This is a genomic window from Candidatus Kuenenia sp., from assembly GCF_027493735.1.
GTDB lineage: Bacteria > Planctomycetota > Brocadiia > Brocadiales > Brocadiaceae > Kuenenia > Kuenenia stuttgartiensis_A.
The window spans coordinates 86,718-113,196 of sequence record NZ_JAOSKF010000021.1 but is presented as its reverse complement, the minus strand read 5'-3'; the positions used below and the strand labels follow the sequence as shown (position 1 = coordinate 113,196).

Sequence of the window (26,479 nt, the reverse complement as noted above, 5' to 3'; positions counted from 1 at the left end):
AAGGTTGAAATCTTGCATATTCTCCAAAAACAAAAAAAATCAATGGAGTCATATATTTTCTTTTTTACGAAAGATTTTCTGTTTATAAGGTAGAAATTAAACTGCACTGCTGTACGTGCAAAAAAATTGCGCTGCTTACTTGATTTGTATTAAAGGAACAGCAGGAAAACCTAAGGAGAATTGAATGATTGCGGATAAGGAAATTGTTACAAGTATACTTTTTACAGTAAAAAAAGTAATCGACCTAGAATTAGACAAAACTTAATTTTTAATATCACTTCAATAAAATACAAGATATTTCTTGCTCGCTTAACATGCGATACTACATGCTATTTCTTAATCTTTTTAGAAAGTCTTTTCTCGTATTTTGATACAGTTTCTTCCTGTGCAGCAGTCTCAATAGAACCCGGTCTCTTTTTGCGAACTTCTACAATAGCATCTATTGCGCTAAATCCTTTATTTACAAGGTAACATGCCAGCATAGTACCAGTCCTCCCAATTCCTGCATCACAATGTACAACCACTTTTTTACTAGAAGACACAGCTTCATTTACAAAAAAAATAAATTCTTCTATCTGTTCTTGTGTAGGTGGGGTAAGGTCTGCAATGGGGATATGCTTGTTGACAAAACCAAATTCCTCTAATAATATTTTATGAAGTGGCCACTCTGACAAAGTAACTATAACATCAATACCATTTTCCCTAAGAAATTCAAAATCAGATACTACAGATATGGGTCTAGCCATACCAGCAATTTCACCTTTTAATAACCAACTAAAATTTCTAGGAATATTCATTATTTACAAAATCATTAAGCATTTTATACAATAACTCTAGCGGTAAACCAACAACATTTGAATAACTTCCATCTATTCTATCAATAAACCTTCTGCCCGCTCCCTGGACAGCATAAGCACCGGCTTTTCCCATTGGCTCTCCTGATTGCACGTAACTTTCAAGTTCATATACCGAAACATTCTTCATTTTTATCTTGGTCAGTGCAACACCTACATATTCATTTTCAGACGGCAGTTCTTTAATACAGAGTCCGGAAAATACTTCATGAACCGAATTATTTAATAAAAAAAGCATTCTTCGCGCATCATCTTCATCTTTTGGTTTGCCATAAACCTCATTGTTATGCAAAACAACCGTATCTGCTCCAATGATAAACACGTCTTTCAACCCTTTAGCGACACTACCTGCCTTTAACGATGCAAGATATTGAACAAGTACGTCCGGTGGTAATCGTTTGTTATAAAGGCTTTCTTCGACTCCGTGAGGTACCACGTCAAAAGATAACCTCATCAATTTTAACAATTTGATCCTTTGCGGTGAATTTGAAGCAAGGACAAAACGCTTCCTGGAAAAAATCACTCCTGGTATTGAACTTTCTACCCACATAAACAAAGGCATATCAGAAAAAATCAGAAGTTTTTAAGCGAAGAGGTGGCAACTTTGGGTTTAATCTCTTCTGAGTTGTTTACATCTGTTTCAGTTTCTACCAACTCAAAAATAGCAAGGGATGCATTATCATTAAGCCTTCTTCCCAACAACCTTAATTTTCTACATATTCCACCCATAGAATATTCAAGCTCTGGTATCTTACCAACACTGCTCCCAGAAAGAACTCCTAAGCGTGTACCTGACAATTTCAATATACGTGTATATCCACCATTCCTGTTTGTAAATCTTTTTGCAATACCCTCACTCTCGCGCCAATCTCCTTCTCCAAAAATCTTTTTTACAATATCGACATTTTTCAATCTAGAAAGAACCTGTCGATAACAGTGTACATAGCCTGGCCTGTCGCTCTCTTTTTTGTCCAATCCTTTTTTAGCTATGGTGATTATCTTTTCAACAAAAGATCTTGTCTCCTTTGCTTTTTCAACAGTTGTAACTATTCTTCCGTGAATAAAAAGGCTATTTGCGATATTCTGCCTCAATGCCTTTCTGTGAGCGGAAGTTCTAGATAAATGCCTGCCTCTCTTTCCATGTCTCATTGTATCAACCTTTTCCCTTTTCCATTCGTTTTATTTCCAATGGCATCCCAATAGCTAAATTTAACTGACTTAGTTTTTTCTTTAATTCCTTCATCGTGGTTTTTCCGAAATTCTTTATCTGTAAAAGATCGTCCTCTGTTTTAACAACAAGATCACCTACCGTTACGATATTAACAGTCTCTAAACAATTAGAAGCTCGCACCGATAAATCTAATTCCGCAATCGGCATGCTCAAAGTCCTATTAAATTCTTCAGAAGACATGTCAGATATGCACTCAGCACTCATATTTTTTTCGATTTGTTGTAATTCTCTGCCTATTTCGAAGTATTGTATAAACGGATTCAAATGCTTTCGAGTAATCATTGCGGCTTCAACCAAAGCCATCTCGGGAGTAACAGTACCATTCGTCCAAATCTCTAAAATAAGTCTGTCATAATTTGTTCGTCTTCCAACACGTGTCTCCTCAGTGACATACCGTACATTTCTGACAGGAGAAAAAAAAGAATCTACAGATATCAAACCAATCTCTTGATCCTCAGCTTCATTTTCATCAGCAGTTACATACCCGCGACCTTTTCTCACTTCCATTTCAACATTAAAAGCCATATCCTCTGAAAGTGTTGCTATATGTAAATCATCATTAACAACTTCCACGTTTTCGTCAGTAATAATATCTTTGCCGGTAACTTTACCTTTTTTATTAGCCTCAATTTTTATAATCTTCGGCTGATCAGAATGCATTTTGACAATCAAATTTTTGATATTCAGGATTATATCAGCAACATCTTCTATTACACCTGGTACATTGGTAAATTCATGCGCCACCCCTTCAATTTTAACTGAAACAACAGCGCTACCTTCTAAAGAAGACAACAAAATTCTTCGTAGACTATTTCCTATTGTGTGACCAAAACCACGTTCGAAAGGGGCTGCTATGAACTTACCATACCTGTCGGTCAAAGTTTCATTTTCAACATCTACTCGTACTGGTAGTTCAAGACCTCTCCACCTTATTCGCATATTTTCCTCCCTAATCTATTTATAAGGGAATTTATAAAAATAAATTTGACGTAAGTAATTTTCTTACGAATGTTTGCGGGATTACAAATTCAATTGACGACTACAATGACAACTCTTATTATTGTGGAATGATCCGGCTAAAAAGATTATTTTGAGCAAAGTTCGATTATTAACTGTTCCTGCACGGAAACAGAAATATCATCTCTGTTTGGAAGTTGTGTCACCACACCTTCCAATGCACCCTGCCGAAATTCTAACCAAGAGGATATTTTTCTGGATTTTAAAGCTTCCGCGTTATCCTGAACAAGCTTCCGACTTCTTTCGCTATTTTTTGGCCTTATCACATCACCAACTTTTACTAAAAAAGAGGCGATATCAACTTTTTTATCATTGACCGTTACATTGCCATGTAAAATAAGCTGTCTGGCGCTTTTCCTTGAATGTGCAAATGTTAGTAAATGTACAACATTATCCAACCTTCGTTCCAACATTACTAATAGATTATCACCAGTATTCCCTTTTTGTTTTTCCGCTTTTCTAAAGTAATTCCGGAACTGTCTTTCTAAAACACCATAAAAACGTTTCACTTTTTGTTTTTCCCGGAACTGGATACCATACTTCGAAAGTTTTCCTCTTCCCCATGAAAATTGTCCAGGAGGATATTTTCGCTTTGTTATCGCACACTTAGCCGTTTCACAACGAAATCCTTTCAAAAACAGTTTTTCACCTTCTCTTCGACACAACCTACACTGCGGTCCTACATATCTCGCCATATCTTTCCTTTCCAGAACTACATTTGTATTTATTTTACACCCTGCGCTTTTTACGGGGTCTGCAACCATTATGTGGAAGAGGCGTAACATCTTCTATCGCTTTTACACTCAATCCTGCGGCTTGAAGGGCCGTGATAGCAGATTCTCTGCCAGGCCCAGGCCCCTTAACTCTTATTTCTATTTCTTGTATTCCATATTTCTGTGCTTTTTCAGCAGCACTTGTCGCTGCTTTTTGAGCTGCAAAAGGGGTGCTTTTCCGGGATCCTTTATAACCTGCGGTACCAGCACTTGCCCAGCAAATTGTCTCACCATTAACATCTGCTATTGTCACATAAGTATTATTAAATGTAGCTTTAATATTTGCGATAGCTCTTGTAACATTGCGCCTAATTTTTTTGCTAGTTTTAGACATATTTCACCTCATCAATCAAAATCATCCTGGTTATTGTGTTTAGTACACAAAAAACATAGTAACACTTTTTTTTAACTTTAATTACAGCTTATAATGTCATACAAACACTTTTATAAAACTATTATATTTTTTATGAGCTTATCAGTATACCGCAAAACGAACAGATTAACGATACTCAAGGAGTTCACAAAATAAGATTTTTCAAATGCTATAACCAGTTATAAAAATAAAAGTTATGAGTAAACATAGAAGTCCATGTTTGCAAACCCTTACAGTATATTACAATATATCACCCACATATTGCCTTATAACATTCACTTCGATTTGAACCTGTATCGGCAAAAAAACTTTGCAAGGCAAAGTCAGTATTAAACATCTCATCTAATTTCTGAAACTTATTCATATTGTATTTTTTATTTCTTTTTTTTCTTTTTGCTATGATCATCAGGTTTTTTGGCGTATATTTTGGGGATACGATCTCAACGAGCTTAACACTATAACCTGCTCCAGCTAAAAACTGTGCTCTTAATGCTTCGGTAAGGATACTTGCAAACCGATATCTCAATAAGCCAAAATCCGTTATATCCACCAACGGATGTCCTTCTTTAAGCCGATTTCTAATATTATTTTCACAACAGGGTACTACCAGAATATGCCTGGATTTTATTTTAATTGCTTTTGCAATAGTTTCATCCGTAGCGACATCACAAGCATGAAGTGCAATAACAAAATCGACAGATTTTTCTGGTAGAACATCAATTGTTTTAGCATTTATAAAACACATATTTTTAAATCCGAGAAGGCTATTGATCCTCTCGCATTTTTCTATTATTGCCGTATTCTTATCGACCGCATAGAAATATGTATTTAAAGCAAAGACATTTGAAAGTACATAATTCAAGACAAACGACAAATAAGATTTACCACAAGAACAGTCAAGAAATACAATTTCTTTTTTTTTCTTTATAGAAGGTTTCGATTATTGTTATAACTTGTTCACAGAATCCTACGACTTCATTAAACTTCTTGTTTTCTCTGCTAATTGAAACATCTATATTCAATCCGAGAGCATTTAAAAAATTCACATTAGCTGTCATTAATGCTGCAATTATTTCTTTTTTTCCATCTTAACCTTTTAAAATTCATAATTACATATCAAAAATTTATTAGATAGTTCAGAATACAAAAGGTTACCTCATTTCTTTAACTCCCTTTTTGCCCGCTACAGTTTTCTTTCGCCCCTTTCGAGTTCGAGCGTTTGTTTTTGTCCTTTGACCTCTCACCGGCAATCCAATTCGATGACGCATTCCACGGTAACAACTTATGCTTCTCAAACGTGAAATATTCTGTAATTCTTGTCTACGTAATTGACCTTCTACGTTATAATTTTTCCCGATATGAGCGCCTAAAATACTAAGCTGGTCTTCATGAAGATCCTTAGCGCGCACATTTTCATCTATGTTAAGTTCTCTTAATATTTTCTTAGATAGAGCACCCCCAATACCGTAAAAATATGTTAACGCAACAACTATTCTTTTATCTGCGGGAATATCTGTACCTGCAATTCTAGGCATTAATAGATTCCTTTCTAGAAATCACAAAAACTATCCTTGCCTCTGCTTGTGCCGAGGATTCAAACAAATTACACGAACTACATTTTTTCTTCTTATTATTTTACAGTTTTCGCAAATTCTCTTCACCGAAGTTCTAACTTTCATGGTGGCCTTCTCTAAATAATAATTAAAATATGCCGAATCTTTTAAACTTGCCTATAAATTATCCTACCTTTATCAAGATCATATGGAGACATCTCAACAGTCACTTTATCACCAGGCAATATTTTAATAAAGTGCATGCGCATTTTACCAGAAACATGCGCAAGTATCTTATGTCCATTTTGCAACTCTACCCTAAACATTGCATTGGGAAGAGATTCCTTTACAACTGCTTCCACACGAATCGGTTCTTCTTTTGCCATATTATATAAATAAAAAAATTTCTACAGCGTTAGAATTTCAGCCCCATTTTCCGTAACTACGACCGTATGTTCAAAATGGGCTGATAATTCTCCATCTTTTGTCACGACGACCCACCTATTATTCAACACCTTCGTACCTGGCTTTCCAACACAAATCATAGGCTCTATTGCAATAGTCACGCCAGGCATTAATATTTCATCATATTCTAAAAGCGACTTACTAACAAAATTAGGTACTTGTGGATCTTCATGCATGCTTCTACCAATGCCGTGACCAGTATAATCTCTTACAACTGAATAACCGTTTTCCTCAACAAACTCTTGTATTGTTCGCGAAATCAATGACAACTTTTCATGTGACTTGATCACACTTATGGCCAAATATAACGATTTTTCACACACATCTAAAAGTCTTTCAGCTTCCTCAGAAATAATCCCAACGGGTATTGTCAGTGCAGCATCTGCAACATATTTACGATAACGGACACCAACATCTATGCTTAAAATATCACCTTCGTCTAATCTTCTTTGGCTAGGTATACCATGAACAACTTCTTCATTTATTGAAGTGCATATGCTCTTAGGGAACCCTCTATAGCCTTTAAAAACAGGTACCGCATCTTTACTTATAATGAATTTCTCTATTTCTTCATTTAAATAATCTGTTGTTATACCTATTTTAGTGAGTTCTCTCGCCAGTCTTAGCGCTTCTGCCGTTATCTTTCCAGCACTTCGCATTATTTCTATTTCACGTGGAGATTTGCGCACTATCACCTTTGTTACCCGGCCATTGTCTTTTTTTGCTTCTTGCACTCTTGATTTATGATATCAGCGATAGTCTTTGAGATCACTTCTATTCTCAAGTCACTAATTATTTCCCTTAATATCTTATTTTTCTTATAATATTCAACTAGGTCTGCCGTTTGTTCACGATAAACTTTAAGTCTTTCTATAATTGTTTCTGGTTTATCATCGGCCCTTTGAAGTAATTTCCCGCCACACTTATCACAAATACCATTTTTTAGCGGTGGCACTAATTTTATGTGATAATTCGCACCGCACACACTACAAATCATCCTACCAGACAATCTATCAATAACCGTCTGCTCAGAGACAATAAAATAAAAAACAATGTCAAGACTATCTCCAAGTGTTTTTAACATTTCGTCAAGCACTTTTGCTTGAGAAAGTGTCCTTGGAAAACCATCCAAAACAAAACCATTTTCACAATCATGCTTTAAAATTCTATCTACAACAATTCCCACAACAACTTGATCTGGTACTAATATGCCTTTCTCTATATAAAAACGAGCCTTAGCACCTGTCTCAGTTCCGGCCTCAATAGCTTCGCGTAATAAATTCCCTGAAGAAATATGAGGAATATTCTCAATCTTACTAATTGTTTCCGCTTGAGTTCCTTTACCTGCACCTGGAGGACCTAAAAATACGATCCTCATCCCATCCTACCTCTAATTCGTGTACCACCGCTAAGAAAGCCACTATATTGCCTCATTATCATATGCGATTCGATTCTTTGCACCATATCCAATGCAACACCAACAATTATCAGTAATCCAGTGCCTCCATAAAATCCAGCAATAGCCCTGTTAAGTTCAAAGCCTCCTGCTACCAACTTCGGAAGAATAGCAATTAAAGATAAAAAGGCAGCACCTGCAAGTGTTATCTTGCCCATAATACTCTCAAGATATTCTGCAGTTCTATGCCCCGGTCTAATCCCGGGAATAAAGCTGCCATAATCTTTCATATTATTGGACATTTCTCTTGGGTTAAATTGGATAGCCGTCCAAAAATAACAAAAAAAAGTAATTAGTAAAATATACAACATAACGTATAAAACACCTTCTTGCAAAATACCCGATAAGCGCGAGGTTATCCAATAACCAACGCTCCCGGGTTCAAACCGTATCTGTATACCTTGCATGATTGCAGCAGGGAAAATCAACAATGATTGCGCAAATATTATTGGCATCACGCCAGCTTGATTCACTCTTAGCGGTAAGAAGTGTCTTTGTCCACCGTACACCCTCCTACCACGCGTATGCTTAGCTTGTTGTATAGGAATACGCCTTTGCCCTTGCGTTATATAGACAACACCACCTACAATGGCGAAAAACATACCCAACAATATTAAAAGTTTAACGATTCCAATCTGATGTTCTGCCGGAGCTACAGAAAATGTAAAGTTCTGTACTATTTGGTTAAAAGCCCAAGGCAGGCGCTCAATAATCCCAACCATAATAACTATCGATATACCACTACCGATCCCGTGCTCTTCTATCTGCTCCCCGATCCACATCAAGATCATAGTGCCAGTTGTTAGTAAAATTGCCGCCATTAACTGAAAACTAACGCCCTGTAAATATACTGGTATAACTGGAACTCCATTAAACTCGACAGTGTAAAGTGTTCTCGTCATCACAAAAGCTTGGAAAAGACACAAACCTACGGTTGCAATCCGTGTATATTGATTAATTTTCTTCCTGCCTACCTCACCCTCTTTCTGTAGCCGTTCTAAATAAGGAACCACACCAACTAACAACTGAAAGATGATAGAGGCACTGATGTAAGGCATCACTCCTAGTCCAAAAATAGCACCGGAAGACATGGCACCGCCTGCAAACATGTCTACCATTCCTAATAATTGCCCAATTCCGGACTGTGAAAACTGATTAAAATACGACTTTAATACAGTGGTATCGATACCGGGTATGGGTAAATAAACACCTACCCGACACAATGCTATTAAACCAAGTGTGATTAGAACTTTTTTACGTAACTCAGGTATGCGAAAAACATTTCCAAATTGTTCAATCATGGAATTATTTTAGCCTCTCCGCCTGCCGCTTTAATTTTTTCCATTGCGACTTTGCTAAATTTGTGCGCTTCAACTGTAATTGAATTTTTTAACTCGCCCTCACCCAACACCTTCACTCCTACACCTATTTTTTTAATTATCCCAGATTCCTTCAGTATAGCAATCGTTACTATATCACCACTGCCAAAATGTGCAATGTCCTTTAAATTTACAATGTTATATTCTTTTTTAAATATGTTGTTGAAACCACGTTTTGGTAATCGGCGGAAAAGAGGTGTTTGTCCACCCTCAAACAATTTTTTCATGCTGAAGCCAGATCTCGAAGAAGCTCCTTTTGCTCCACGACCTGCAGTTTTTCCCCAACCGGACCCAATTCCTCGCCCTACCCTTTTCTTACGTTTCCTCTTTATTGGAACCGCATTTAAATCAAAAAGATTCATTCTATCCTTACTCCCCGTAGTTCTTCAACTTCTTCTTTTGTTTTTAGGGATCTCAAACCGTTTAATGTAGCCTTAACGACATTAAGTGGATTCCTTTTGCCATAACATTTAGTCAAGATATTTCTTACTCCCACATATTCCAGAACTGCTCTTGCAGGCGCACCAGCTTTAATACCTGTACCTGGTGAAGCGGGCTTCATGAATACTCTGGCAGCCTTGTAACGTCCCATTATCTCGTGTGGTATCGTGTCGCCCTTTAAATTTATTTTAAATAGCTGTTTTTTCGCTTCCTTGACGGCCTTATTTACCGCGTTTGGTACCTCACGCGCTTTTCCAAAGCCGATACCGACACTCCCCGCCTTATTTCCAACAACAACAAGAGAACTAAAGCTCATCGACTTTCCACCCTTGGTTACAGTCGTACATCGGTTAATTTTTACAACTGTTTCTTCTAGATTAATCGGTTGTTCTGGTTGCGCCAACTGTATCTCCTTGTTCGACTTATCAAATAATTAAAAATTTAAACTATTCTTTCTGGCACTTTCCGCTAAAGCCTTAACCCTTCCATGATAAGCATATCCACCTTTATCAAAAACTACTTTTGTAATACCTTTCTTTATAGCCTGTTCTGCCAGTTTTTCACCAACGATCTCCGCCGCCTTTATGTTGCCACCATATACGATACTTGCTCTAACATCTGGCGTTAAAGTAGAAATTGCAACTAGTGTCTTGCCCTCATTATCATCAATAATCTGACAATAAATATTCTTCAGACTTCGATAAACGCTCAAACGTGGTCTTTCGCAACTGCCTATCACTTTCTTTCTGATTCTTTTATGTCGCCCTGCTCTTTTTCTTCTTTTTTCTTTAATTGGATCCATAATCTATACCCTTAACCAAAACATTACCCACCGGAAGACATAGCCTTACCAGCCTTTCTTCTTATTACTTCTCCGGCATACTTCACACCCATGCCCTTATAAGGTTCAGAAGGCTTTTTAGCTTTTATCATTGCAGAAAACTGACCTACCAATTGTTTGTCAGTACCAGAAATCGTCAATTTAGCGGGGTTTGTTGGATTTTTAACCTCAACTTTAATATCTTTCGGTATCTCCATATGTACAGGATGAGAAAAACCCAGCGATAAAACTAACGTATTGCCTTGTATTTTAGCATTATATCCTAATCCCACAATCTCAATATCTTTAGAAAACCCACGCATAATACCTATCATCATATTTGCGAGCAATGCCCTAGTTAAACCGTGCAGTGCTTTAAATCGCTTTTCATCCGAGCTTCTCTTCACAATAATCTGTTGACTACCTAGTGCGTATTCAACATCAATGCTCGGATGAACGGTTAAATTTAAGGTACCCTTAAGCCCTTTTATCTCAATAGCTTTATTATTTATTGCAACTTTTACATCACTCGGAACCTTAACAGGTTGCTTCCCTATTCTTGACATCCTAACCCCTTAAATAAAAAAACCTATTAAGACACTGTACAAATAAGTTCACCGCCAATTTTTAACCTTCGACACTCCTTGTCGCACAATATCCCTTTCGACGTAGAATATATCGCAGACCCGAAACCTCCGCAAACCTTTTCTACATCTTTGGCACTTTTGTAAACCCTTCTGCTTGACTTACTCTCTCTTACGAGATTGTTAATAACCTTCTGCTTCAACGCTCCATATTTTAAATAAACCCTGATGATCCCTTGTTTATTATCAGGAATTTCTTTATATTCTTCAATATAACCCTCATTTTTCATAATCTTTAATATCTCCTGCTTAATTTTAGAAGCAGGAATATCAACGCAATCCCTACGAATCATATTAGCATTTCTTATTCGTGTAAGCATGTCTGAAATTGGATCTGTCATGCACATATTTTATCCCTTTTCAATAAATCAATTTTAATTTTACCAACTTGCTTTTTTAACACCAGGTATCTCACCTTTTAACGAGAGCATTCTAAAACAGATCCTGCATGTTTGAAATTTACGATAATAGGCTCGCCTTCTCCCGCATAATTTACACCTATTATATTTTCTAGTTTTGTATTTAGGATCCCTATTAGCTTTTTCTATTAAACACTTCCTTGCCATTTAAAACTCCTTATTCAGACCTAAAAGGCATTCCCAATGACTTTAGCAATTCATGAGAATATTCATCTGACTTGCCACTAATAACGAATGTAACATCCATGCCCTGTATAGTTGTAATTTTATCAATATTCACTTCAGGAAAAACTGTCTGTTCTGTGAGACCTAATGTGTAATTTCCTCTTCCATCAAAAGATTTCACAGATATTCCACGAAAATCTTTTATTCGTGGTAAAACGATGCTGATAAAACGATCAATAAATTCAAACATTCTTTTCCCACGTAGGGTAACTTTACAACCAATCGCCTGGCCTTCTCTTAATTTAAAACCAGCAACTGATTTTCTTGCGACAGTAACAGCCGGCTTTTGGCCACTTATTGTTGTCAGATGCCCTATAGCTTCTTCAAGAAAATTTTTATTGTCAATTGCCTTTCCAACACCCATATTGATTACAACTTTTTGTATTTTGGGTACTGAATATTTGTTTCTTAATGAAAACCTCTCTATTAAATGAGGAACGGTTTCTTCTTTATATTTTTTTAATAACCTTGCCATAATTAATCCTAAACTATCATTCATCCGATGATATTTCTACGTCACAATAAACACACGTACGCAATTTAGCGCCATTTTCCAAAACCTTCTTTTTTATTCGTACCCCTAATCCATTCCTTTTGCAACTTCTGTTCTGACAAACAGGCAAAACATTTGCAGCTGATATTGAAGTCTCTTTCTGAATCCTACCGCCTTGTGGATTTTTCTGGCTGGGCTTAACATGCTTATATATTACCTTTACCCCTTTTATTACCACACGATTTTTTTCTGGTAATATTTTCATTATTTTCCCAGTTTTTCCCGCCTCATTTCCAGCAACTACTGCCACTATATCATTCTTGCGAATATGCATATAACCACTGTTTTCCTTCTCTAAAACCTCATTCTCAACTAATTAAACTACTTCTGCAGCCAAGGAAATTATTTTCATAAAGTTTTTTTGCCTTAATTCTCTTGCCACTGCACCAAATATTCTAGTCCCTCTTGGGTTACCATCGTTGTCGATTATAACAATTGCGTTCTTATCAAATTTCAAATAGGACCCATCTTCCCGACGCACATTATTCCGTGTCCTAACAATAACGCCTTTGCAAACGTCGCCTTTTTTAACTACTCCTCCATGAATAGATTTTTTTACAGCTACTACGATTACATCGCCTACCGTTGCATATTTTCGCCGAGAACCACCGAGAACTTTTATACATTTTGCCTTTTTCGCCCCGCTGTTGTCCGCGACGTCTAAACTAGTTTGTTCCATTATCATCTAAACACACCCCAGCTAATGATCAATCTTTTGCCTTCTCAATAATACGAATAAATCTTGTAAATTTTGTTTTACTAATGGGTCGACATTCGGCTATCTCTACCTTGTCCCCAACATTTGCGCTTTTTTCTTCATCATGAGCTTTGTAAACAGTAGATTTTTTTATATACTTTCCATACTTGGGATGTTTTACAAGGCGCATTATCTCTACAGTTATTGTCTTATTCATTTTTGTCTTTATGACATTCCCAACATACTTTCTTCGCCTACTTCTTTTTTCAGTTGCAGTTTGCATTTTTATAACTACCCTCCTGAAACTAGATTTTTATTAATTCCTAAATCAATCTCCCGCAATACGGTTTTTAGTCGGGCAATTTTCTTTTTGATAAATTTCCGCTGTGCAGTATTACCCGTTTCCCCCGATTGCCATTGAAATTTGAGATTCAAAAGTTCTCTTCTTGTTGACTCTGCTTCTTCTGCAATTTCCAGGCGCGATTTAACTCTTATCTCAGTAATCTTCAAAACGCACGTCTCCTTCGCACTAGTCTGACTTTTACAGGCATTTTATGCGCTATTCTGCAAAAAGTTTCACGAGCTCCCTCTTCATTTACACCGCCGATCTCATACAAAATAGTTCCTGGCCTCACAACAGCAACCCAAAACTCCGGTTCCCCCTTGCCTTTACCCATACGAGTTTCAATTGGTGTTGACGTCACTGACTTATGAGGAAATATCCTTATCGTAAGCTTGCTTTCTTTTGGCATACTATGTGCTGCAGAAATTCTTCCTGCTTCAATTTGTTGAGCCGTGATCCATCCAGGCTCCAAAGCTTGTAAGCCAAATTCTCCAAAAGATACAGCGTTTCCTCGTGTGGCATTTCCTTTAATTTTTCCACGCTGCGATTTCCTGAACTTTACCCTCTTAGGCATTAACCTCATTTGCATCCTCCCCTTTTGAACTTGTAAGACCTTTATACAACCATACCTTAACGCCAATTACACCGTAAGTAGTTTTAGCTTCGGCAAAACCATAATCTATGTCCGCTCTGAGGGTGTGTAACGGAACACTTCCGTGAGTAATCTTCTCTGTCCTCGCAATCTCTGCGCCACCTAACCTTCCCGAAACCTGAATTCTCATACCTTTAACACCTGCATTAAGTGATGCCTCCATCGCTTTTTTCATAGCCCTTCGAAAAGAAGCGCGTCTTTCCAATTGCTCTGCCACATTTTCGCTTACTAGCTGCGCATAAGTTTCGGGTTTATTTATTTCTTTTATCTTTACAACAACAACACGTCCAATATATTTCTGTAATTCATCTTTAAGCTTATCGACTTCCGCACCCTTCCTGCCAATTATTAGTCCAGGGCGCGCGGTATGAAGAGTTATCTTAGCCTCTTGCCGGGTTCTTTCTATTTCAACAAATGGTATTCCGCCAAAACCATAATTTTTTTTAATTAGCTTGCGTATCTTGAAATCCTCAACTAGCAAAGAACCAAAAGATTTCTTGTCAGCATACCAGACAGATTTCCACCCTTGCGTTATTCCCAGCCGAAAACCAATTGGACAAACCTTCTGTCCCATTTCTTCTCCTTATCTTTTTATCTTTTAGCCTTTTCAGCCAAAACGACTGTAATATGACTTGTACGTTTTAAAATTCTCGAGGACATCCCTCGAGGTCTTGGACGAAACCACTTCCTGCTTGGACCACCATCAACTAAGGCATGTTTAACATACAACGCTTCAACATCCGCAGAGACATTCTCGTTTGCCGCAGCTAACGCAGCCCTGATGACTTTATCTATCATGTAAGATGCACGCTTATGCGTCAGTCTCAAAGTTCTCAAAGCGTCATTAACTGATTTTCCTCTAATAAGATCAATAACATAACGAGCCTTTCTCGGTGAGATTTTTGCGTACCTATGACATGATCTATAATCCATCAACCGTTACCTTTCGATACAAAATTTAATTTCTTGTAAAGCTTTATATCAACATTGGTTTATGCACTGCCTACTATTTCTTTTTGCCACTATGAGACCGAAAAGTTCTTGTAAGCGAAAACTCACCTAACTTATGCCCTACCATATCATCGGTAACAAATAGCTTATTAAATACTTTACCATTGTGAATCATAAAGGTGTGTGACACAAATTCAGGTATTATGGTGCAGCTTCTTGCCCAAGTACGTAAAGATTCATGCACACCTGATTCTTTTTGCTTCATTACTTTTTCTAACAACTTCTTATCAACATATGGTCCTTTTTTTATAGAGCGACTCATCAAATCTCCTAATATCTTTCAAAATTTACAAATTACCTCTAGCCCCAACTTTCCTTCTTCTAATTATAAATCTGCTACTTACAGCTCTCTTTTTCCTTGTTTTTCCACCCTTAGCAAGCAAGCCAGTCTTTGAGCAAGGGTGCCTACCACCCCCGCTTCTTCCTTCACCACCTCCCATCGGATGTGCTACGGGATTTTTTGCAACTCCTCTTACGTGAGGCCTTCTCCCTTTCCATCTATTTCTACCTGCTTTTCCTAAACGTATATTACTATGATCAGTATTACCCAGTTGTCCAATTGTGGCCCTGCAACTACCGTGAACTTTCCGGACTTCACCAGAGGGGAGTGTTATGTGAGCATATCCACCTTCTTTTGCCAGCAATCTTGCAACACTACCTGCAGACCGAACTATCTTACCTCCTTGCCCAGCACGCAACTCAATATTGTGCAGATCCATACCCAAAGGTATATTGTTAAGTGGCATAGTATTGCCAATGTCAGGATCTACCTTTTCACCCGATTTCACAAACTGACCGACCTTCAATTTCTCTGGAGCCAAAATGTATCTTTTTTCTCCATCGACATAATTAAGTAAAGCAATACGAGCGGATCTATTAGGATCATACTCAATACTGGCAACCTTTGCTGGAATACCATCCTTTCTCCGCTTAAAATCAATATTTCTATATTGTCTCCTACTGCCTCCACCAACATTCCCAGCCGTAATTTTCCCTTCAGAATTTCTACCACCGGTTTTTTTAAGAGGCCGAATCAAAGATCTTTCCGGCTTTGTTTTCGTTATTTCTGAAAAATCTGAAACACTGGCAAATCTTCTTCCCGGAGTTACGGGTTTGTAATATATAATACCCATAAGAACTTTTTACCTCAAAGTTAAAACTTTAATAGCCGAAATCAATTGTATGCCCTTCTTTTAAAGCTACAATAGCCTTTTTTAATTCTCTTGTTTTACCCATTATAAATTTAACCCTTCTTCTCTTGCTCTTTTTTATCAAGGTCCTCACACCGTTTACTTTAACACCAAAAATGCCCTCAATTGCATTTTTTATTTGAATTTTGTTCGCTTTTAAGTCTACATCGAAATGATAGGAATTCGTTTTCTCACCATCTGAAACGCTCTTTTCAGTTCTTAGCGGACCCTTAATAACATCGTATTTATCCATATAATTTGGTCCCCTACCTAACGCAAACTACTCAGTGCTTGTTTGGTTATTAATATTTTTTTTGGCTTAAGAATCTCATATGCATTTAAATCATGACACTCCATCATTCTTACATAAGGAATATTTCTCGAAGATTTCAAAAGAGATTCTGTGGCTTTTGATATTACAATCAAACTACTTATCCCCACCATTCCAAAAGATTTTAGTAACGAAACCATATGTTTTGTTTTCGGAGAAGCAAAATCTAATTTATCCACTACCACGACTTCGTTATCTTTGATCTTAGACGACAGTGCGGAAAAAAGAGCCCGCTTTTTTGCCATTTTCGGAATAGAATAAGAGTAATCCCTTGGTTTTGGCCCAAATGCAACACCGCCACCCCTCCAGATGGGAGACCTACTGCTTCCAGCCCTCGCCTTACCTGTGTGCTTTTGTGCCCACGGTTTTTTACCGCCCCCAGAAACCTCCGCCCTTGTTTTCGTCGAAACCGTCCCCTGTCTTTTATTTGCCTCATACATTTTTACCACATCCCTTAAAAGTTTATAGCGCACAGGAGAATCGGATATGCTGTCAGGAACCTGCATATTTTCTATCTTTTTTTCCTTCATCATTGTATACTATTATTTCCATACTTCCTCTTACCCTAAAATTATACAATTTTTTTTATTATTAGATAACTACCTTTATACCCAGGAACAGCTCCCTTAACAAAAAGCATATTTTTTTCCTTATCAACTTTGACAACATCAAGATTCTTAATTGTAACACGCTCCCTACCAAGCTGTCCCGGCATCTTTTTCCCACGAATGACTCTTCCTGGATCGGTCCCAGCACCAACAGAGCCAACAGAACGATGCCTCGTAGACCCATGCGTTTGCGGACCTCCCTTCATACCCCACCTTTTCATAACACCGGCAAAGCCTTTTCCTTTTGATATACCTATAACATCAACCAATTTGACATCTTCGAATATATCCAATGTGACCGCCTGCCCAAGATGGATATCAGAAACAGTATCCAGTTTCACCTCTTTAACAAACCGGCCTGGAAGCAAAGACGCTTTAGCAGCATGTCCAATTTCTGGCCTCTTTGCTCTTTTTATTTTTTTATCTTTATACCCAAGCTGCACAGCAGAATACCCATCATTCCCCAACGTTTTTACTTGCAACACATTACAAGGCCCCGCCTTTATCAACGTGACAGGAACCAACGCCCCCTCACCAGTATAAATTTGGGTCATTCCTACCTTCTCACCTAATAAACTATTTAACATTTCAATCAAACCTTACGCTATTAAATTTCTATAAAAGTTATGCTTTTATCTTGATCTCTATACCAGCGGGCATGTTAATCCGATTCAACGCATCCATCGTTTTCGCCGTAGGCTCCAAAATATCAATCAACCTCTTATGAGTCCTTACCTCAAACTGCTCTCTAGACCTTTTATCAATATGCGGAGATCTTAGGACGGTGTATCTTTCTATGCGAGTCGGCAGGGGAACAGGACCAAACACTTTTGCACCAGTACGCTTTGCCGTTTCAACGATTTCCAGCGCCGATTGGTCTAATATTCTATAGTCATATGCTTCCATTCGTATTCTAATTTTCTGATCCAACACTTCTATGCTCCCAAAAAAGCCCAAACCTACAAAAAACTCAAGTTCACGAGGATATCATATATTTACAAAAAATCAACTTAATAATTATAATTTATTCAACAATTTTTGTAACGACACCTGCACCCACTGTCTTCCCACCTTCCCGAATTGCAAACCGCAGCCCCTCATCCATAGCTATCGGCGTTACCAATGCTACATTGATCTTCACGTTATCTCCAGGCATCACCATCTCCGCACCGCCTGTCAAAGTTACCACCCCGGTCACGTCAGTCGTCCTAAAATAAAACTGCGGCCTATATCCATTAAAAAAGGGAGTATGCCTTCCCCCCTCTTCCTTAGTCAATATATACACCTCCGCTTCGTATTTAGTATGCGGCGTTATACTGCCGGGTTTCGCTAACACCTGACCACGCTCCAGATCATTCTTCTCTACCCCCCGCAGCAACAATCCCAGGTTATCCCCTGCCTGCCCCTCATCCAACGTTTTATTAAACATTTCCACACCAGTAACCACAGACTTCTTTATATCCGGCTTAATCCCAACAACATCTACTTCATCTCCTACCTTCACTCTACCCTTCTCAACCCTGCCTGTTCCAACTGTACCACGCCCTTTTATGCTAAACACATCTTCCACGGACATCAAAAACGGCTTATCTATTTCCCTTATAGGATCGGGGAGGTAAGCATCCACCGCATCCATTAGTTTCAATATCGGTCCACAACTCGCACATTCCGCGCCTCCACATCCACACTGTGCCGCCTTCAGCGCAGAACCCTTCACTACAGGTATCTCATCCCCAGGAAAATCATATTTACTCAATAGCTCCCTTATTTCCATCTCTACAAGTTCCAACAGCTCCTGATCCTCTAACATATCCACCTTATTCAGGAACACCACAATCCTGGGAACTCCCACCTGCCTTGACAACAATATATGCTCGCGGGTCTGCGGCATCGGACCATCCGGCGCACTTACAACCAATATCGCTCCATCCATCTGCGCCGCACCTGTTATCATATTCTTTACATAATCTGCATGTCCAGGACAGTCCACATGCGCGTAATGCCTCTTCTTCGTCTCATACTCCACATGCGATATCGCTATCGTTATACCTCGTTCGCGCTCTTCAGGAGCCTTGTCAATTGAATCAAACGGCCTATCCTTCGCCAACCCCTGCTTCGACAATACATGCGTTATTACTGACGTCAGCGTTGTCTTACCATGATCCACATGCCCTATCGTACCTATGTTTAAATGCGGCTTAGTTCGCTGAAATACTTCTTTAGCCATTAATTTAAACCTCCAATATTTTGATTTATGAATACGTTATGTAACATTGCCAACAGATTTTGCAGGCGCCGGTCTGTACTCTAAAGGTTCCATAGTAAAAGTGCCTCTTCCTTGAGTAATGGAACGTAATGTCGTTGAATAACCAAACATTTCAGCAAGGGGGACTTCACCTTTAATAATCCTTATATTTCCCTTGGTTATCATTTCCAATATATTTGCTCTGCGACTATGAACTTCTCCTATCACATCACCCATGTATTGTTCCGGAACTGTTATTTCAATAGACATTATTGGTTCCAGCAATATGGAATTCGCCATTTCAACACCTTTTCTAAAAGCAATACATGCAGCAGTGTAAAAAGCTAGATCAGAAGAATCTACAGGATGCGTAGAACCATCTATCAACGTTACTTTGATATCAATCAATGGCGGACCGCCTGCAACACCAGTTACCGCAGTATCACGAATACCTTTTTCTACAGATCTCACATATTGCCTTGGGATTTTACCACCGACTATTGCATCAACAAAAGTTACCGGTTCATCACCTTCTTTAAATGGCTCCACAGTTATCCATACATGACCATATTGTCCATGTCCGCCAGTCTGTTGAACAAATTTTCCTTCCACCTCAACTTTTTTCCTAATCGTCTCACGATATGATACCTTTGGCGCACCAACATTTGCGTCCACATTATACTCGCTCAACATCCTGTTTTTAATTACTTCCAAATGCAACTCTCCCATTCCGGAAATAATCATTTGACCGGTTTCCTTGTCCAAGTGCATCCTGAAGGTAGGGTCTTCTTTCGCCAGCTTCGTTAGCACCATCCCCAGTTTTTCTTTTTCTTTATCTGATTTCGGCTCTATCGCCATTGAAATGACCGTATCCGGAAATTCCATCTTTTCTAAAATTATAGGATTGTCCAGATCACAAAGCGTATCGCCGGTAACTGTATCTTTGAGGCCAATCACAGCGCAAATTTCACCGGCTATTACCTCGTTAGTTTGCTCCCTATTTGCCGCATGCATTTTATATATACGGCTAACCAGCTCTTTTTTATCTTTTCCCGAATTTAACACCCTCGTTCCGGAAGTTAACTTTCCAGAATAAACCCGTATAAAAGTCAAATCGCCATGTTTATCAGAAGCAATTTTAAAAGCCAACGCACAAAACGGTTCTTCCACAAACGGTTTTCTGGAAATTTCTTTATTAGTTTTTGGATCAATACCAACAATGGCCTCTTTATCCACTGGCGATGGCAAATAATCGCATACCGCATCAAGTAAAAGTTGCACGCCTTTTTTCTTAAATGACGATCCACACAATACCGGAACAAACTTTAAATTTATCGTCCCTTCACGAATAGCCTTCTTTATTTCTTCTGTTGTGATTTCTTTCCCGTCTAAAAACTTTTCTGTAAGCCAATCAGTGTGATTGGCCAAGGCTTCAATCAACTTTTCTCGTTCTTCTTCTGCCTTTTTTTGGTATTCTGCAGGAATCTCTTCATCAGAGAAATTCATACCCGTTTTATCTTCTTCGTCTGAATATATCCTGGCTTTCATACGAACTATATCAATTAATCCTCTAAAATTCGACTCATTGCCAATTGGTACTTGTATGGGAACTGCCGTAAATCCAAGCCTTTCGTTAATTTCGTCAACAACCTTATAATAATCTGCACCTACCCGATCCATTTTGTTTACAAAACAAATTCTTGGCACTTTATATCTATCCGCTTGCCGCCATACAGTCTCCGACTGCGCCTCTACCCCTCCAACACCGCAAAAAACGCACACTGCGCCGTCCAAAACTCTAAGAGATCGCTCCACTTCCATAGTAAAATCGACGTGCCCCGGAGTATCAATCAGGTTAATCTGATAATCTTTCCAACTACATGTAGTGGCAGCCGCAGTAATAGTAATGCCTCGTTTTTGCTCTTCTTCCATCCAGTCCATGGTAGCAGTGCCTTCATGAACCTCACCCATTTTATAAGATTTTCCAGTATAATATAGTATACGTTCTGATGTAGTTGTTTTTCCAGCATCGATATGTGCAGCAATTCCAATGTTTCTTAATTTTTCAAACTTCATCTTTTTTTAATCCACCCTCAATTAAAACTTTGACCATGCAAAATGTGCAAACGCCTTATTAGCTTCTGCCATTTTATGCGTGTTTTCTCTTTTTGTTATTGATATGCCTTGTTTTTTGTATGCGTCCATCAACTCATCTGCCAAGCGTTGGAACATAGGACGTCCTTTTTTGCTTTTAGCAGCTTCTATTATCCACCGTATCGTCAAAGCTATCTGTCTTTGTCTCGGGACTTCAACAGGTACTTGATATGTGGCACCTCCCACACGCTTCGACCGAACCTCGACCAAAGGCTTAACATTATTTACTGCTGTTTCAAAAAGTTCAATAGGAGCTACATCAGATACTTTTTTTTCTATCAGATCCATAGCACCGTAAAATATCTTTTCTGCCGTACTCTTCTTTCCCTTTTTCATAAGGCAGTTGATAAATTTTGTTATTAACTTACTTTTATATTTTGCATCCGGTTGTAAAAATTTCTCAGTACTTCTATACGCAAGAGCCATCTATTAAATTCTCCAAAATTAAGACCTATTTAGGGGTTTTTGCGCCATATTTAGATCTGGATCGTTTTCGGCCATTTACGCCGGCACAATCCAATGTTCCACGGACTATGTGATATTTAACACCTGGAAGGTCTCTCACCCTTCCTCCCCTCACCAATACGATTGAATGTTCTTGTAAATTATGACCTTCGCCTGGAATGTAAGCACTTATCTCCCTGCCATTTGACAACCTCACCCTCGCAGCTTTTCTCAAAGCTGAATTTGGTTTCTTCGGAGTTCTCGTCATTACTTGAAGGCAGACACCCTTTTTTTGAGAACATTTTTCTAAATCTGGGCTTTTACTTTTATTTTTTGTTTTCTTTCGACCTTTTCTTATTAATTGATTTATTGTAGGCATATCTCCCCCACTATTTATAATGTTGGCTCTAATAACTCTTCTTTTTGCTTGCTTGCTTCCTTGATTGCAACCTCATCTGTAGAAATTGCATAAAGTGTATTGTACGACTTATATCCGGTACCGGCGGGCACCAAATGACCAAGAATTACATTTTCCTTTAATCCTACCAAATTATCAACTTTTCCTTCAAGCGCAGCTCTAGTCAATACTTTTGTTGTCTCCTGGAAAGAAGCTGCAGATATAAAACTATCCGCCTGCAGAGATGCTCTCGTAATACCCAGCAATAAAGGTTTTGCAGTTGACGGTTTTCCGCCCATATCTTTTATCTTCTTATTTTCTTCTCTGAATTTAAATTTATCCATGATTTGTCCCGGAAGAAGATTGGTATCCCCAGCATCCTCTAATTTTACCTTCCTAAGCATTTGACCAATTATTATTTCAATATGTTTATCGTCAATCGGTACGTTTTGAGACCGATAAACATTTTGAACTTCTTTTAACATGTAAGTCTGCAATTCTTCCTCGCCACGTATTCTCAAAATATCTTGCAAAACCAACGGCCCTTCTACAAGTGGGTCTCCAGCTTTAACAAGATCACCCCTATGTACCTTTAAATGTTTACCTCTTGGTACAAGGTGTTCACTCTCCATACCACCTTCTCCTCTGACAATAATAGTTCGCTTACCGCGCCTTTTTTCCCCCAACTCCACGACCCCTTCTATTTCACTCATAACTGCAGGGTCTTTTGGCTTTCGTGCCTCACAAATTTCGGCGACTCGCGGTAGTCCACCAGTTATATCTTCCGTCCTGGAAATCTCTCTCGGTGTTTTCGCAAGCAACGTACCCGGAGTAATCTTCTCTCCCTCCTCAACCTCCAGATGAGCCTTTTCAGGTATTGGATACAACCCTGAAATCTTACCATTCTCATCCTCTATAATTATTTGAGGGTGCAAATCACCCTTATGTTCCATAATTACTTTACGTTTAAATCCGGTGGATGCATCGGATTCTTCTCTGACAGTTTTGCCTATTTCAATATCTTCAAAACGAATAGACCCTGACATTTCCGCTAATATAGGAACCATGTGTGGGTCCCAGCGGGTCAGTGTTTGGCGAACAGCAACACTATCGCCTTCTTTAACTAAAACTTCCGCACCAAGCACCACCGAATGTTTTTCGATTTGTCTTTCTTTTGCATCTATAATTAATATTTCGCCTTTTGAGTTAATAGCAACATTTTTTTCCTGTGGATTTTTAACAACATTCAAATTATGGTACTTAATTTTGCCCGAACGTTTTGCTTTTGTCTCAGAAGCTTCTACCGAACGAGTAGCAGTACCACCGATATGGAAAGTTTTCATTGTTAGCTGGGTACCAGGCTCACCAATTGACTGAGCTGCAATTATCCCTACGGCCATACCTTCCTCAACGAGTCCTCCCCTTGATAGATCCATTCCATAGCATTTCGAACAAAGCCCCAGAGACATTTCACACGTAAATGGAGACCTTACTTTTATTTTTTCGTATCCTAAAGCCTCGATCTTTTTGGCTTTTTCTTCGGTAATTAAATCGTTTTCTCTGATAATTACTTCGTCTTTAACTAAATCTACAATATTGTTTCTTGCAACCCTTCCAGTTATAGTCTTACTTAGAGGAACCTCCACTTTTTCCCCCCTGTAAACTACACTTTTTGTAATGCCGTTCTTGGTACCACAATCTAAAGAAGTAATCACTACATTCTGAGCAACATCCGCCAGTTTCCTTGTTAAGTATCCAGAATCCGCAGTCTTTAACGCTGTATCCGCTAACCCTTTTCTAGCACCATGAGTAGAACTAAAATACTCTAACACTCCTAAACCCTCTCTAAAATTTGCCTTTATAGGGGTTTCTATGATTTTTCCCGAGGGCTTCGCCATTAAACCACGCATTCCAGCGAGCTGTCTCAACTGCTGTGAACTTCCTCTTGCCCCTGAAGCAGACATCAGATAGACAGGGTTCAAATAAGGTATACCGCCTCTTGTATCATTTTTAAGAGCACCCATCATTTCTTCGGCTATTTTTTCGCCGGTGTATGTCCATGCATCTATAATTTGATTGTAGCGCTCTCCTTCCGTAATAACACCTTTTTTGTATAACTTCTGTATCTTTTCTATTTCCAACTGTGTTTTATCGATTATTTCACTTTTTTTCTCAGGCATCTTAACATCACTTATTGAAAATGATAACCCAGCCTTAGTGCATTCTTTAAATCCAATTTCTTTTACATCATCCAATAAAGTAATGGTCTTCTCTCTTCCGAGCATTTTATAACAATCCTGAATTATCCTGCTTATTCCCTTTTGATCTAAAGGATAATTGTAAAAAGGAATTCCTTCAGGTAATACACTATTAAATACAACACGCCCAGCAGTCGTTTCGCACAAGCCGCAAACTGGTTCTTCTTTTACTAAGCGATCGTTAACAACAGTGACCTGTTTTAATTTTATCTCAATCTTGTCGTGTAGGTGTAATTTATTTACAGACAGGGCATATATTACCTCTTCATTACCACTAAATCTTTTTAGTTTTTGCACCGCCTCATTCTGTATGCTGGCGGTTAAATAATAACATCCTAATACAATATCCTGTGATGGCACAATAATTGGCTCTCCTGAAGCGGGAGAAAAGATGTTATTTGTAGACAACATAAGAGTAATTGCCTCCGTCTGTGCTTCAATGGACAACGGCAAATGAACCGCCATTTGGTCACCATCGAAATCAGCATTAAACCCTCGGCAAACCAGTGGATGTAGCTTTATTGCATTACCTTCCACAAGTATAGGCTCAAACGCTTGTATACCCATTCTATGAAGTGTGGGAGCTCTATTAAGCAACACTGGTCTCCGCTTTACCACTTCTTCTAGAATATCCCAAACTTCTTTGTCCTTTCTACTCAGCATCTTTTTTGCACTTTTAATTGTATCCGCATATCCAAACTCTCTTAATCTTCTTATTATGAATGGTTGAAATAGTTCTAGCGCTATTTTCTTTGGCAACCCACACTGATGCAATTTCAGCTCAGGTCCCACAACAATCACAGAACGTGCAGAATAATCCACACGTTTACCAAGTAAATTCTCTCTAAATCGGCCTTGTTTCCCCTTTATCATATCAGTAAGAGACTTCAATGGCCTATTGTTGCTTCCAAGAACTGGACGTTTCCCCCTCGTATTATCAAATAAAGCATCAACCGCTTGTTGAAGCATTCTTTTTTCGTTTCTTATAATAACTTCGGGGGCATTAAGGTCTATCAGCTTCTTAAGTCGATTATTTCTGTTAATAATTCTTCTATATAAATCATTCAGGTCTGATGAAGCGAAATTGCCGCTTTCCAACAACACCAATGGTCTCAGGTCTGGCGGAATAACAGGAATCGCACTCAAAACCATCCATTCGGGTTTGTTGTCCGAATCCCGAAAAGCTTCTACAATTTCTAACCTTTTTATTATTTCTTTGGCACGTTGTTTTGAACGGGTACGGCCAAGTTCCTCGCGCAGTTCATTAGACAACACAACTAAATCAATTTTTTGCAATAACATTCGTATTGCCTCAGCACCCATCGCTGCCACAAAAGACTCTTCACCAAATTTTTCTTTAGTTGTTTTATATTCTTCTTCGCTAAGCACCTGATATTCTTTGAGTGTTGTACTGCCAGGGTCTATAACCACATAACCCTGGAAATAAATGATTCTTTCCAGCGACGTAGTTTTCATTCCCAAAAGAGTACCCAAACGTGAGGGCATTGCCTTAAAAAACCAAATATGAACGATAGGTGCTGCTAAATTTATATGGCCCATCCTCCTTCTTCTCACACGTGAATGGGTCAATTTCACACCACATCTATCACAAACAATTCCTTTATGTTTAATGCCCTTATATTTACCGCAAAAACACTCCCAATTACGTTCCGGGCCAAAAATACGCTCGCAAAATAAACCATCCTTCTCTGCCCTATATGTACGGTAGTTTATAGTTTCAGGTTTCTTAACTTCGCCATAAGACCAACCGCGGATATCTTCCGGAGAAGACAGCGATATTTTAACCGAACTATACTCATTTATTCTTTCGTAAATTATTTCTGCCATATAATAATCTCAAAGAGTCCGCACAAATCTAAATATTACGCGCAGCACTTCAAGCTCTTTTTTATAAAAATTCTAATGTAATATCTCGAACCCTTAAT

The 26,479-nt window shown here is 38.5% G+C and carries 38 protein-coding genes; all 38 read right to left on the bottom strand.

Annotated features, from left to right (window positions below; all coding sequences use genetic code 11):
- Nucleotides 1-329: 329 nt before the first annotated feature.
- On the bottom strand, nt 330-797 hold the full coding sequence (locus M5U24_RS14485; protein WP_099325917.1) for a dual specificity protein phosphatase 23: 468 nt from the start codon (nt 795-797) through the stop codon (nt 330-332).
- The gene (locus tag M5U24_RS14480; protein ID WP_261341064.1) at nt 784-1,404 is read right to left on the bottom strand and encodes a Maf family protein; all 621 of its coding nucleotides are present in this window, start codon (nt 1,402-1,404) and stop codon (nt 784-786) included. The genes M5U24_RS14485 and M5U24_RS14480 overlap by 14 nt, the downstream gene beginning before the upstream one ends.
- A gap of 23 nt (nt 1,405-1,427) precedes the next feature.
- Nucleotides 1,428-2,003 (bottom strand): 50S ribosomal protein L17, encoded by a 576-nt coding sequence (rplQ, locus tag M5U24_RS14475; RefSeq protein WP_099325915.1) that lies wholly within the window; start codon nt 2,001-2,003, stop codon nt 1,428-1,430.
- A 4-nt stretch (nt 2,004-2,007) separates the two neighbouring features.
- Nucleotides 2,008-3,024: a DNA-directed RNA polymerase subunit alpha gene (locus M5U24_RS14470; RefSeq protein ID WP_099325914.1), complete on the bottom strand. Its 1,017-nt coding sequence runs from the start codon at nt 3,022-3,024 to the stop codon at nt 2,008-2,010.
- Between the two features lie 146 nt (nt 3,025-3,170).
- A complete protein-coding gene (gene rpsD / locus M5U24_RS14465) occupies nt 3,171-3,797 on the bottom strand; it encodes a 30S ribosomal protein S4 (protein WP_099327074.1) in 627 nt (208 codons plus the stop codon).
- A gap of 34 nt (nt 3,798-3,831) precedes the next feature.
- The gene (gene rpsK, locus M5U24_RS14460; RefSeq protein ID WP_099325913.1) at nt 3,832-4,209 is read right to left on the bottom strand and encodes a 30S ribosomal protein S11; all 378 of its coding nucleotides are present in this window, start codon (nt 4,207-4,209) and stop codon (nt 3,832-3,834) included.
- A gap of 289 nt (nt 4,210-4,498) precedes the next feature.
- Complete coding sequence (locus M5U24_RS14455) at nt 4,499-5,176, bottom strand: SAM-dependent methyltransferase (RefSeq protein WP_298202850.1); 678 nt, start codon at nt 5,174-5,176, stop codon at nt 4,499-4,501.
- 223 nt (nt 5,177-5,399) lie between these two features.
- Nucleotides 5,400-5,783 carry a 30S ribosomal protein S13 gene (rpsM, locus tag M5U24_RS14450; RefSeq protein ID WP_099325911.1) on the bottom strand — a complete coding sequence of 128 codons (384 nt, stop codon included), beginning with the start codon at nt 5,781-5,783 and terminating at the stop codon, nt 5,400-5,402.
- A gap of 30 nt (nt 5,784-5,813) precedes the next feature.
- The gene (gene rpmJ, locus M5U24_RS14445) at nt 5,814-5,927 is read right to left on the bottom strand and encodes a 50S ribosomal protein L36 (protein ID WP_099325910.1); all 114 of its coding nucleotides are present in this window, start codon (nt 5,925-5,927) and stop codon (nt 5,814-5,816) included.
- Between the two features lie 41 nt (nt 5,928-5,968).
- Nucleotides 5,969-6,187 carry a translation initiation factor IF-1 gene (infA, locus tag M5U24_RS14440; protein ID WP_099325909.1) on the bottom strand — a complete coding sequence of 73 codons (219 nt, stop codon included), beginning with the start codon at nt 6,185-6,187 and terminating at the stop codon, nt 5,969-5,971.
- 21 nt (nt 6,188-6,208) lie between these two features.
- A complete protein-coding gene (map, locus tag M5U24_RS14435) occupies nt 6,209-7,000 on the bottom strand; it encodes a type I methionyl aminopeptidase (protein WP_230405749.1) in 792 nt (263 codons plus the stop codon).
- Nucleotides 6,967-7,644 (bottom strand): adenylate kinase, encoded by a 678-nt coding sequence (locus M5U24_RS14430; RefSeq protein ID WP_099325908.1) that lies wholly within the window; start codon nt 7,642-7,644, stop codon nt 6,967-6,969. Before M5U24_RS14430 ends, map begins: the two co-directional genes overlap by 34 nt.
- Nucleotides 7,641-9,023, bottom strand: a complete 1,383-nt coding sequence (gene secY, locus M5U24_RS14425) for a preprotein translocase subunit SecY (protein ID WP_099325907.1) — start codon at nt 9,021-9,023, stop codon at nt 7,641-7,643. The genes M5U24_RS14430 and secY overlap by 4 nt, the downstream gene beginning before the upstream one ends.
- Nucleotides 9,020-9,463 (bottom strand): 50S ribosomal protein L15, encoded by a 444-nt coding sequence (rplO, locus tag M5U24_RS14420; RefSeq protein WP_164994645.1) that lies wholly within the window; start codon nt 9,461-9,463, stop codon nt 9,020-9,022. The genes secY and rplO overlap by 4 nt, the downstream gene beginning before the upstream one ends.
- A complete protein-coding gene (gene rpsE, locus M5U24_RS14415; RefSeq protein WP_197705422.1) occupies nt 9,460-9,951 on the bottom strand; it encodes a 30S ribosomal protein S5 in 492 nt (163 codons plus the stop codon). The genes rplO and rpsE overlap by 4 nt, the downstream gene beginning before the upstream one ends.
- A 24-nt stretch (nt 9,952-9,975) precedes the next feature.
- A complete protein-coding gene (gene rplR, locus M5U24_RS14410) occupies nt 9,976-10,344 on the bottom strand; it encodes a 50S ribosomal protein L18 (RefSeq protein WP_099325904.1) in 369 nt (122 codons plus the stop codon).
- Between the two features lie 23 nt (nt 10,345-10,367).
- Nucleotides 10,368-10,928, bottom strand: a complete 561-nt coding sequence (gene rplF, locus M5U24_RS14405) for a 50S ribosomal protein L6 (RefSeq protein ID WP_099325903.1) — start codon at nt 10,926-10,928, stop codon at nt 10,368-10,370.
- A 26-nt stretch (nt 10,929-10,954) separates the two neighbouring features.
- The gene (gene rpsH, locus M5U24_RS14400; protein ID WP_295100161.1) at nt 10,955-11,347 is read right to left on the bottom strand and encodes a 30S ribosomal protein S8; all 393 of its coding nucleotides are present in this window, start codon (nt 11,345-11,347) and stop codon (nt 10,955-10,957) included.
- A 39-nt stretch (nt 11,348-11,386) separates the two neighbouring features.
- Nucleotides 11,387-11,572: a type Z 30S ribosomal protein S14 gene (locus M5U24_RS14395; protein ID WP_099325901.1), complete on the bottom strand. Its 186-nt coding sequence runs from the start codon at nt 11,570-11,572 to the stop codon at nt 11,387-11,389.
- Nucleotides 11,573-11,582: 10 nt separating this feature from the next.
- A complete protein-coding gene (gene rplE, locus M5U24_RS14390) occupies nt 11,583-12,125 on the bottom strand; it encodes a 50S ribosomal protein L5 (RefSeq protein ID WP_099327072.1) in 543 nt (180 codons plus the stop codon).
- 16 nt (nt 12,126-12,141) lie between these two features.
- Nucleotides 12,142-12,477, bottom strand: coding sequence for a 50S ribosomal protein L24 (rplX, locus tag M5U24_RS14385; RefSeq protein ID WP_099325900.1), 336 nt, complete (start codon nt 12,475-12,477; stop codon nt 12,142-12,144).
- A 42-nt stretch (nt 12,478-12,519) separates the two neighbouring features.
- A complete protein-coding gene (rplN, locus tag M5U24_RS14380) occupies nt 12,520-12,888 on the bottom strand; it encodes a 50S ribosomal protein L14 (protein ID WP_099325899.1) in 369 nt (122 codons plus the stop codon).
- A 22-nt stretch (nt 12,889-12,910) separates the two neighbouring features.
- Nucleotides 12,911-13,183, bottom strand: a complete 273-nt coding sequence (gene rpsQ / locus M5U24_RS14375; protein ID WP_099325898.1) for a 30S ribosomal protein S17 — start codon at nt 13,181-13,183, stop codon at nt 12,911-12,913.
- Nucleotides 13,184-13,191: 8 nt separating this feature from the next.
- Nucleotides 13,192-13,410 carry a 50S ribosomal protein L29 gene (gene rpmC, locus M5U24_RS14370; RefSeq protein WP_099325897.1) on the bottom strand — a complete coding sequence of 73 codons (219 nt, stop codon included), beginning with the start codon at nt 13,408-13,410 and terminating at the stop codon, nt 13,192-13,194.
- Nucleotides 13,407-13,826, bottom strand: a complete 420-nt coding sequence (gene rplP, locus M5U24_RS14365) for a 50S ribosomal protein L16 (RefSeq protein WP_099325896.1) — start codon at nt 13,824-13,826, stop codon at nt 13,407-13,409. The genes rpmC and rplP overlap by 4 nt, the downstream gene beginning before the upstream one ends.
- Nucleotides 13,810-14,469, bottom strand: coding sequence for a 30S ribosomal protein S3 (gene rpsC / locus M5U24_RS14360; protein ID WP_099325895.1), 660 nt, complete (start codon nt 14,467-14,469; stop codon nt 13,810-13,812). Before rpsC ends, rplP begins: the two co-directional genes overlap by 17 nt.
- Nucleotides 14,470-14,486: 17 nt before the next feature.
- Nucleotides 14,487-14,828: a 50S ribosomal protein L22 gene (gene rplV / locus M5U24_RS14355; protein ID WP_099325894.1), complete on the bottom strand. Its 342-nt coding sequence runs from the start codon at nt 14,826-14,828 to the stop codon at nt 14,487-14,489.
- A 73-nt stretch (nt 14,829-14,901) separates the two neighbouring features.
- Nucleotides 14,902-15,168, bottom strand: coding sequence for a 30S ribosomal protein S19 (gene rpsS, locus M5U24_RS14350; RefSeq protein ID WP_099325893.1), 267 nt, complete (start codon nt 15,166-15,168; stop codon nt 14,902-14,904).
- 25 nt (nt 15,169-15,193) lie between these two features.
- A complete protein-coding gene (gene rplB, locus M5U24_RS14345; protein WP_099325892.1) occupies nt 15,194-16,039 on the bottom strand; it encodes a 50S ribosomal protein L2 in 846 nt (281 codons plus the stop codon).
- A 28-nt stretch (nt 16,040-16,067) separates the two neighbouring features.
- The gene (rplW, locus tag M5U24_RS14340) at nt 16,068-16,349 is read right to left on the bottom strand and encodes a 50S ribosomal protein L23 (RefSeq protein WP_099325891.1); all 282 of its coding nucleotides are present in this window, start codon (nt 16,347-16,349) and stop codon (nt 16,068-16,070) included.
- Nucleotides 16,350-16,366: 17 nt separating this feature from the next.
- The gene (gene rplD / locus M5U24_RS14335) at nt 16,367-16,960 is read right to left on the bottom strand and encodes a 50S ribosomal protein L4 (RefSeq protein ID WP_298202786.1); all 594 of its coding nucleotides are present in this window, start codon (nt 16,958-16,960) and stop codon (nt 16,367-16,369) included.
- A 38-nt stretch (nt 16,961-16,998) separates the two neighbouring features.
- Nucleotides 16,999-17,622: a 50S ribosomal protein L3 gene (gene rplC, locus M5U24_RS14330; protein ID WP_099325889.1), complete on the bottom strand. Its 624-nt coding sequence runs from the start codon at nt 17,620-17,622 to the stop codon at nt 16,999-17,001.
- A gap of 37 nt (nt 17,623-17,659) precedes the next feature.
- Nucleotides 17,660-17,968: a 30S ribosomal protein S10 gene (gene rpsJ, locus M5U24_RS14325; protein ID WP_099325888.1), complete on the bottom strand. Its 309-nt coding sequence runs from the start codon at nt 17,966-17,968 to the stop codon at nt 17,660-17,662.
- A gap of 91 nt (nt 17,969-18,059) precedes the next feature.
- On the bottom strand, nt 18,060-19,262 hold the full coding sequence (gene tuf / locus M5U24_RS14320; protein WP_099325887.1) for an elongation factor Tu: 1,203 nt from the start codon (nt 19,260-19,262) through the stop codon (nt 18,060-18,062).
- Between the two features lie 36 nt (nt 19,263-19,298).
- Nucleotides 19,299-21,356, bottom strand: a complete 2,058-nt coding sequence (gene fusA, locus M5U24_RS14315; RefSeq protein ID WP_099325886.1) for an elongation factor G — start codon at nt 21,354-21,356, stop codon at nt 19,299-19,301.
- A gap of 21 nt (nt 21,357-21,377) precedes the next feature.
- A complete protein-coding gene (gene rpsG / locus M5U24_RS14310; protein ID WP_099325885.1) occupies nt 21,378-21,860 on the bottom strand; it encodes a 30S ribosomal protein S7 in 483 nt (160 codons plus the stop codon).
- A 25-nt stretch (nt 21,861-21,885) separates the two neighbouring features.
- Nucleotides 21,886-22,257, bottom strand: a complete 372-nt coding sequence (gene rpsL, locus M5U24_RS14305; protein WP_099325884.1) for a 30S ribosomal protein S12 — start codon at nt 22,255-22,257, stop codon at nt 21,886-21,888.
- Nucleotides 22,258-22,271: 14 nt separating this feature from the next.
- Nucleotides 22,272-26,381 (bottom strand): DNA-directed RNA polymerase subunit beta', encoded by a 4,110-nt coding sequence (gene rpoC / locus M5U24_RS14300; protein ID WP_164994642.1) that lies wholly within the window; start codon nt 26,379-26,381, stop codon nt 22,272-22,274.
- Nucleotides 26,382-26,479: the final 98 nt, after the last annotated feature.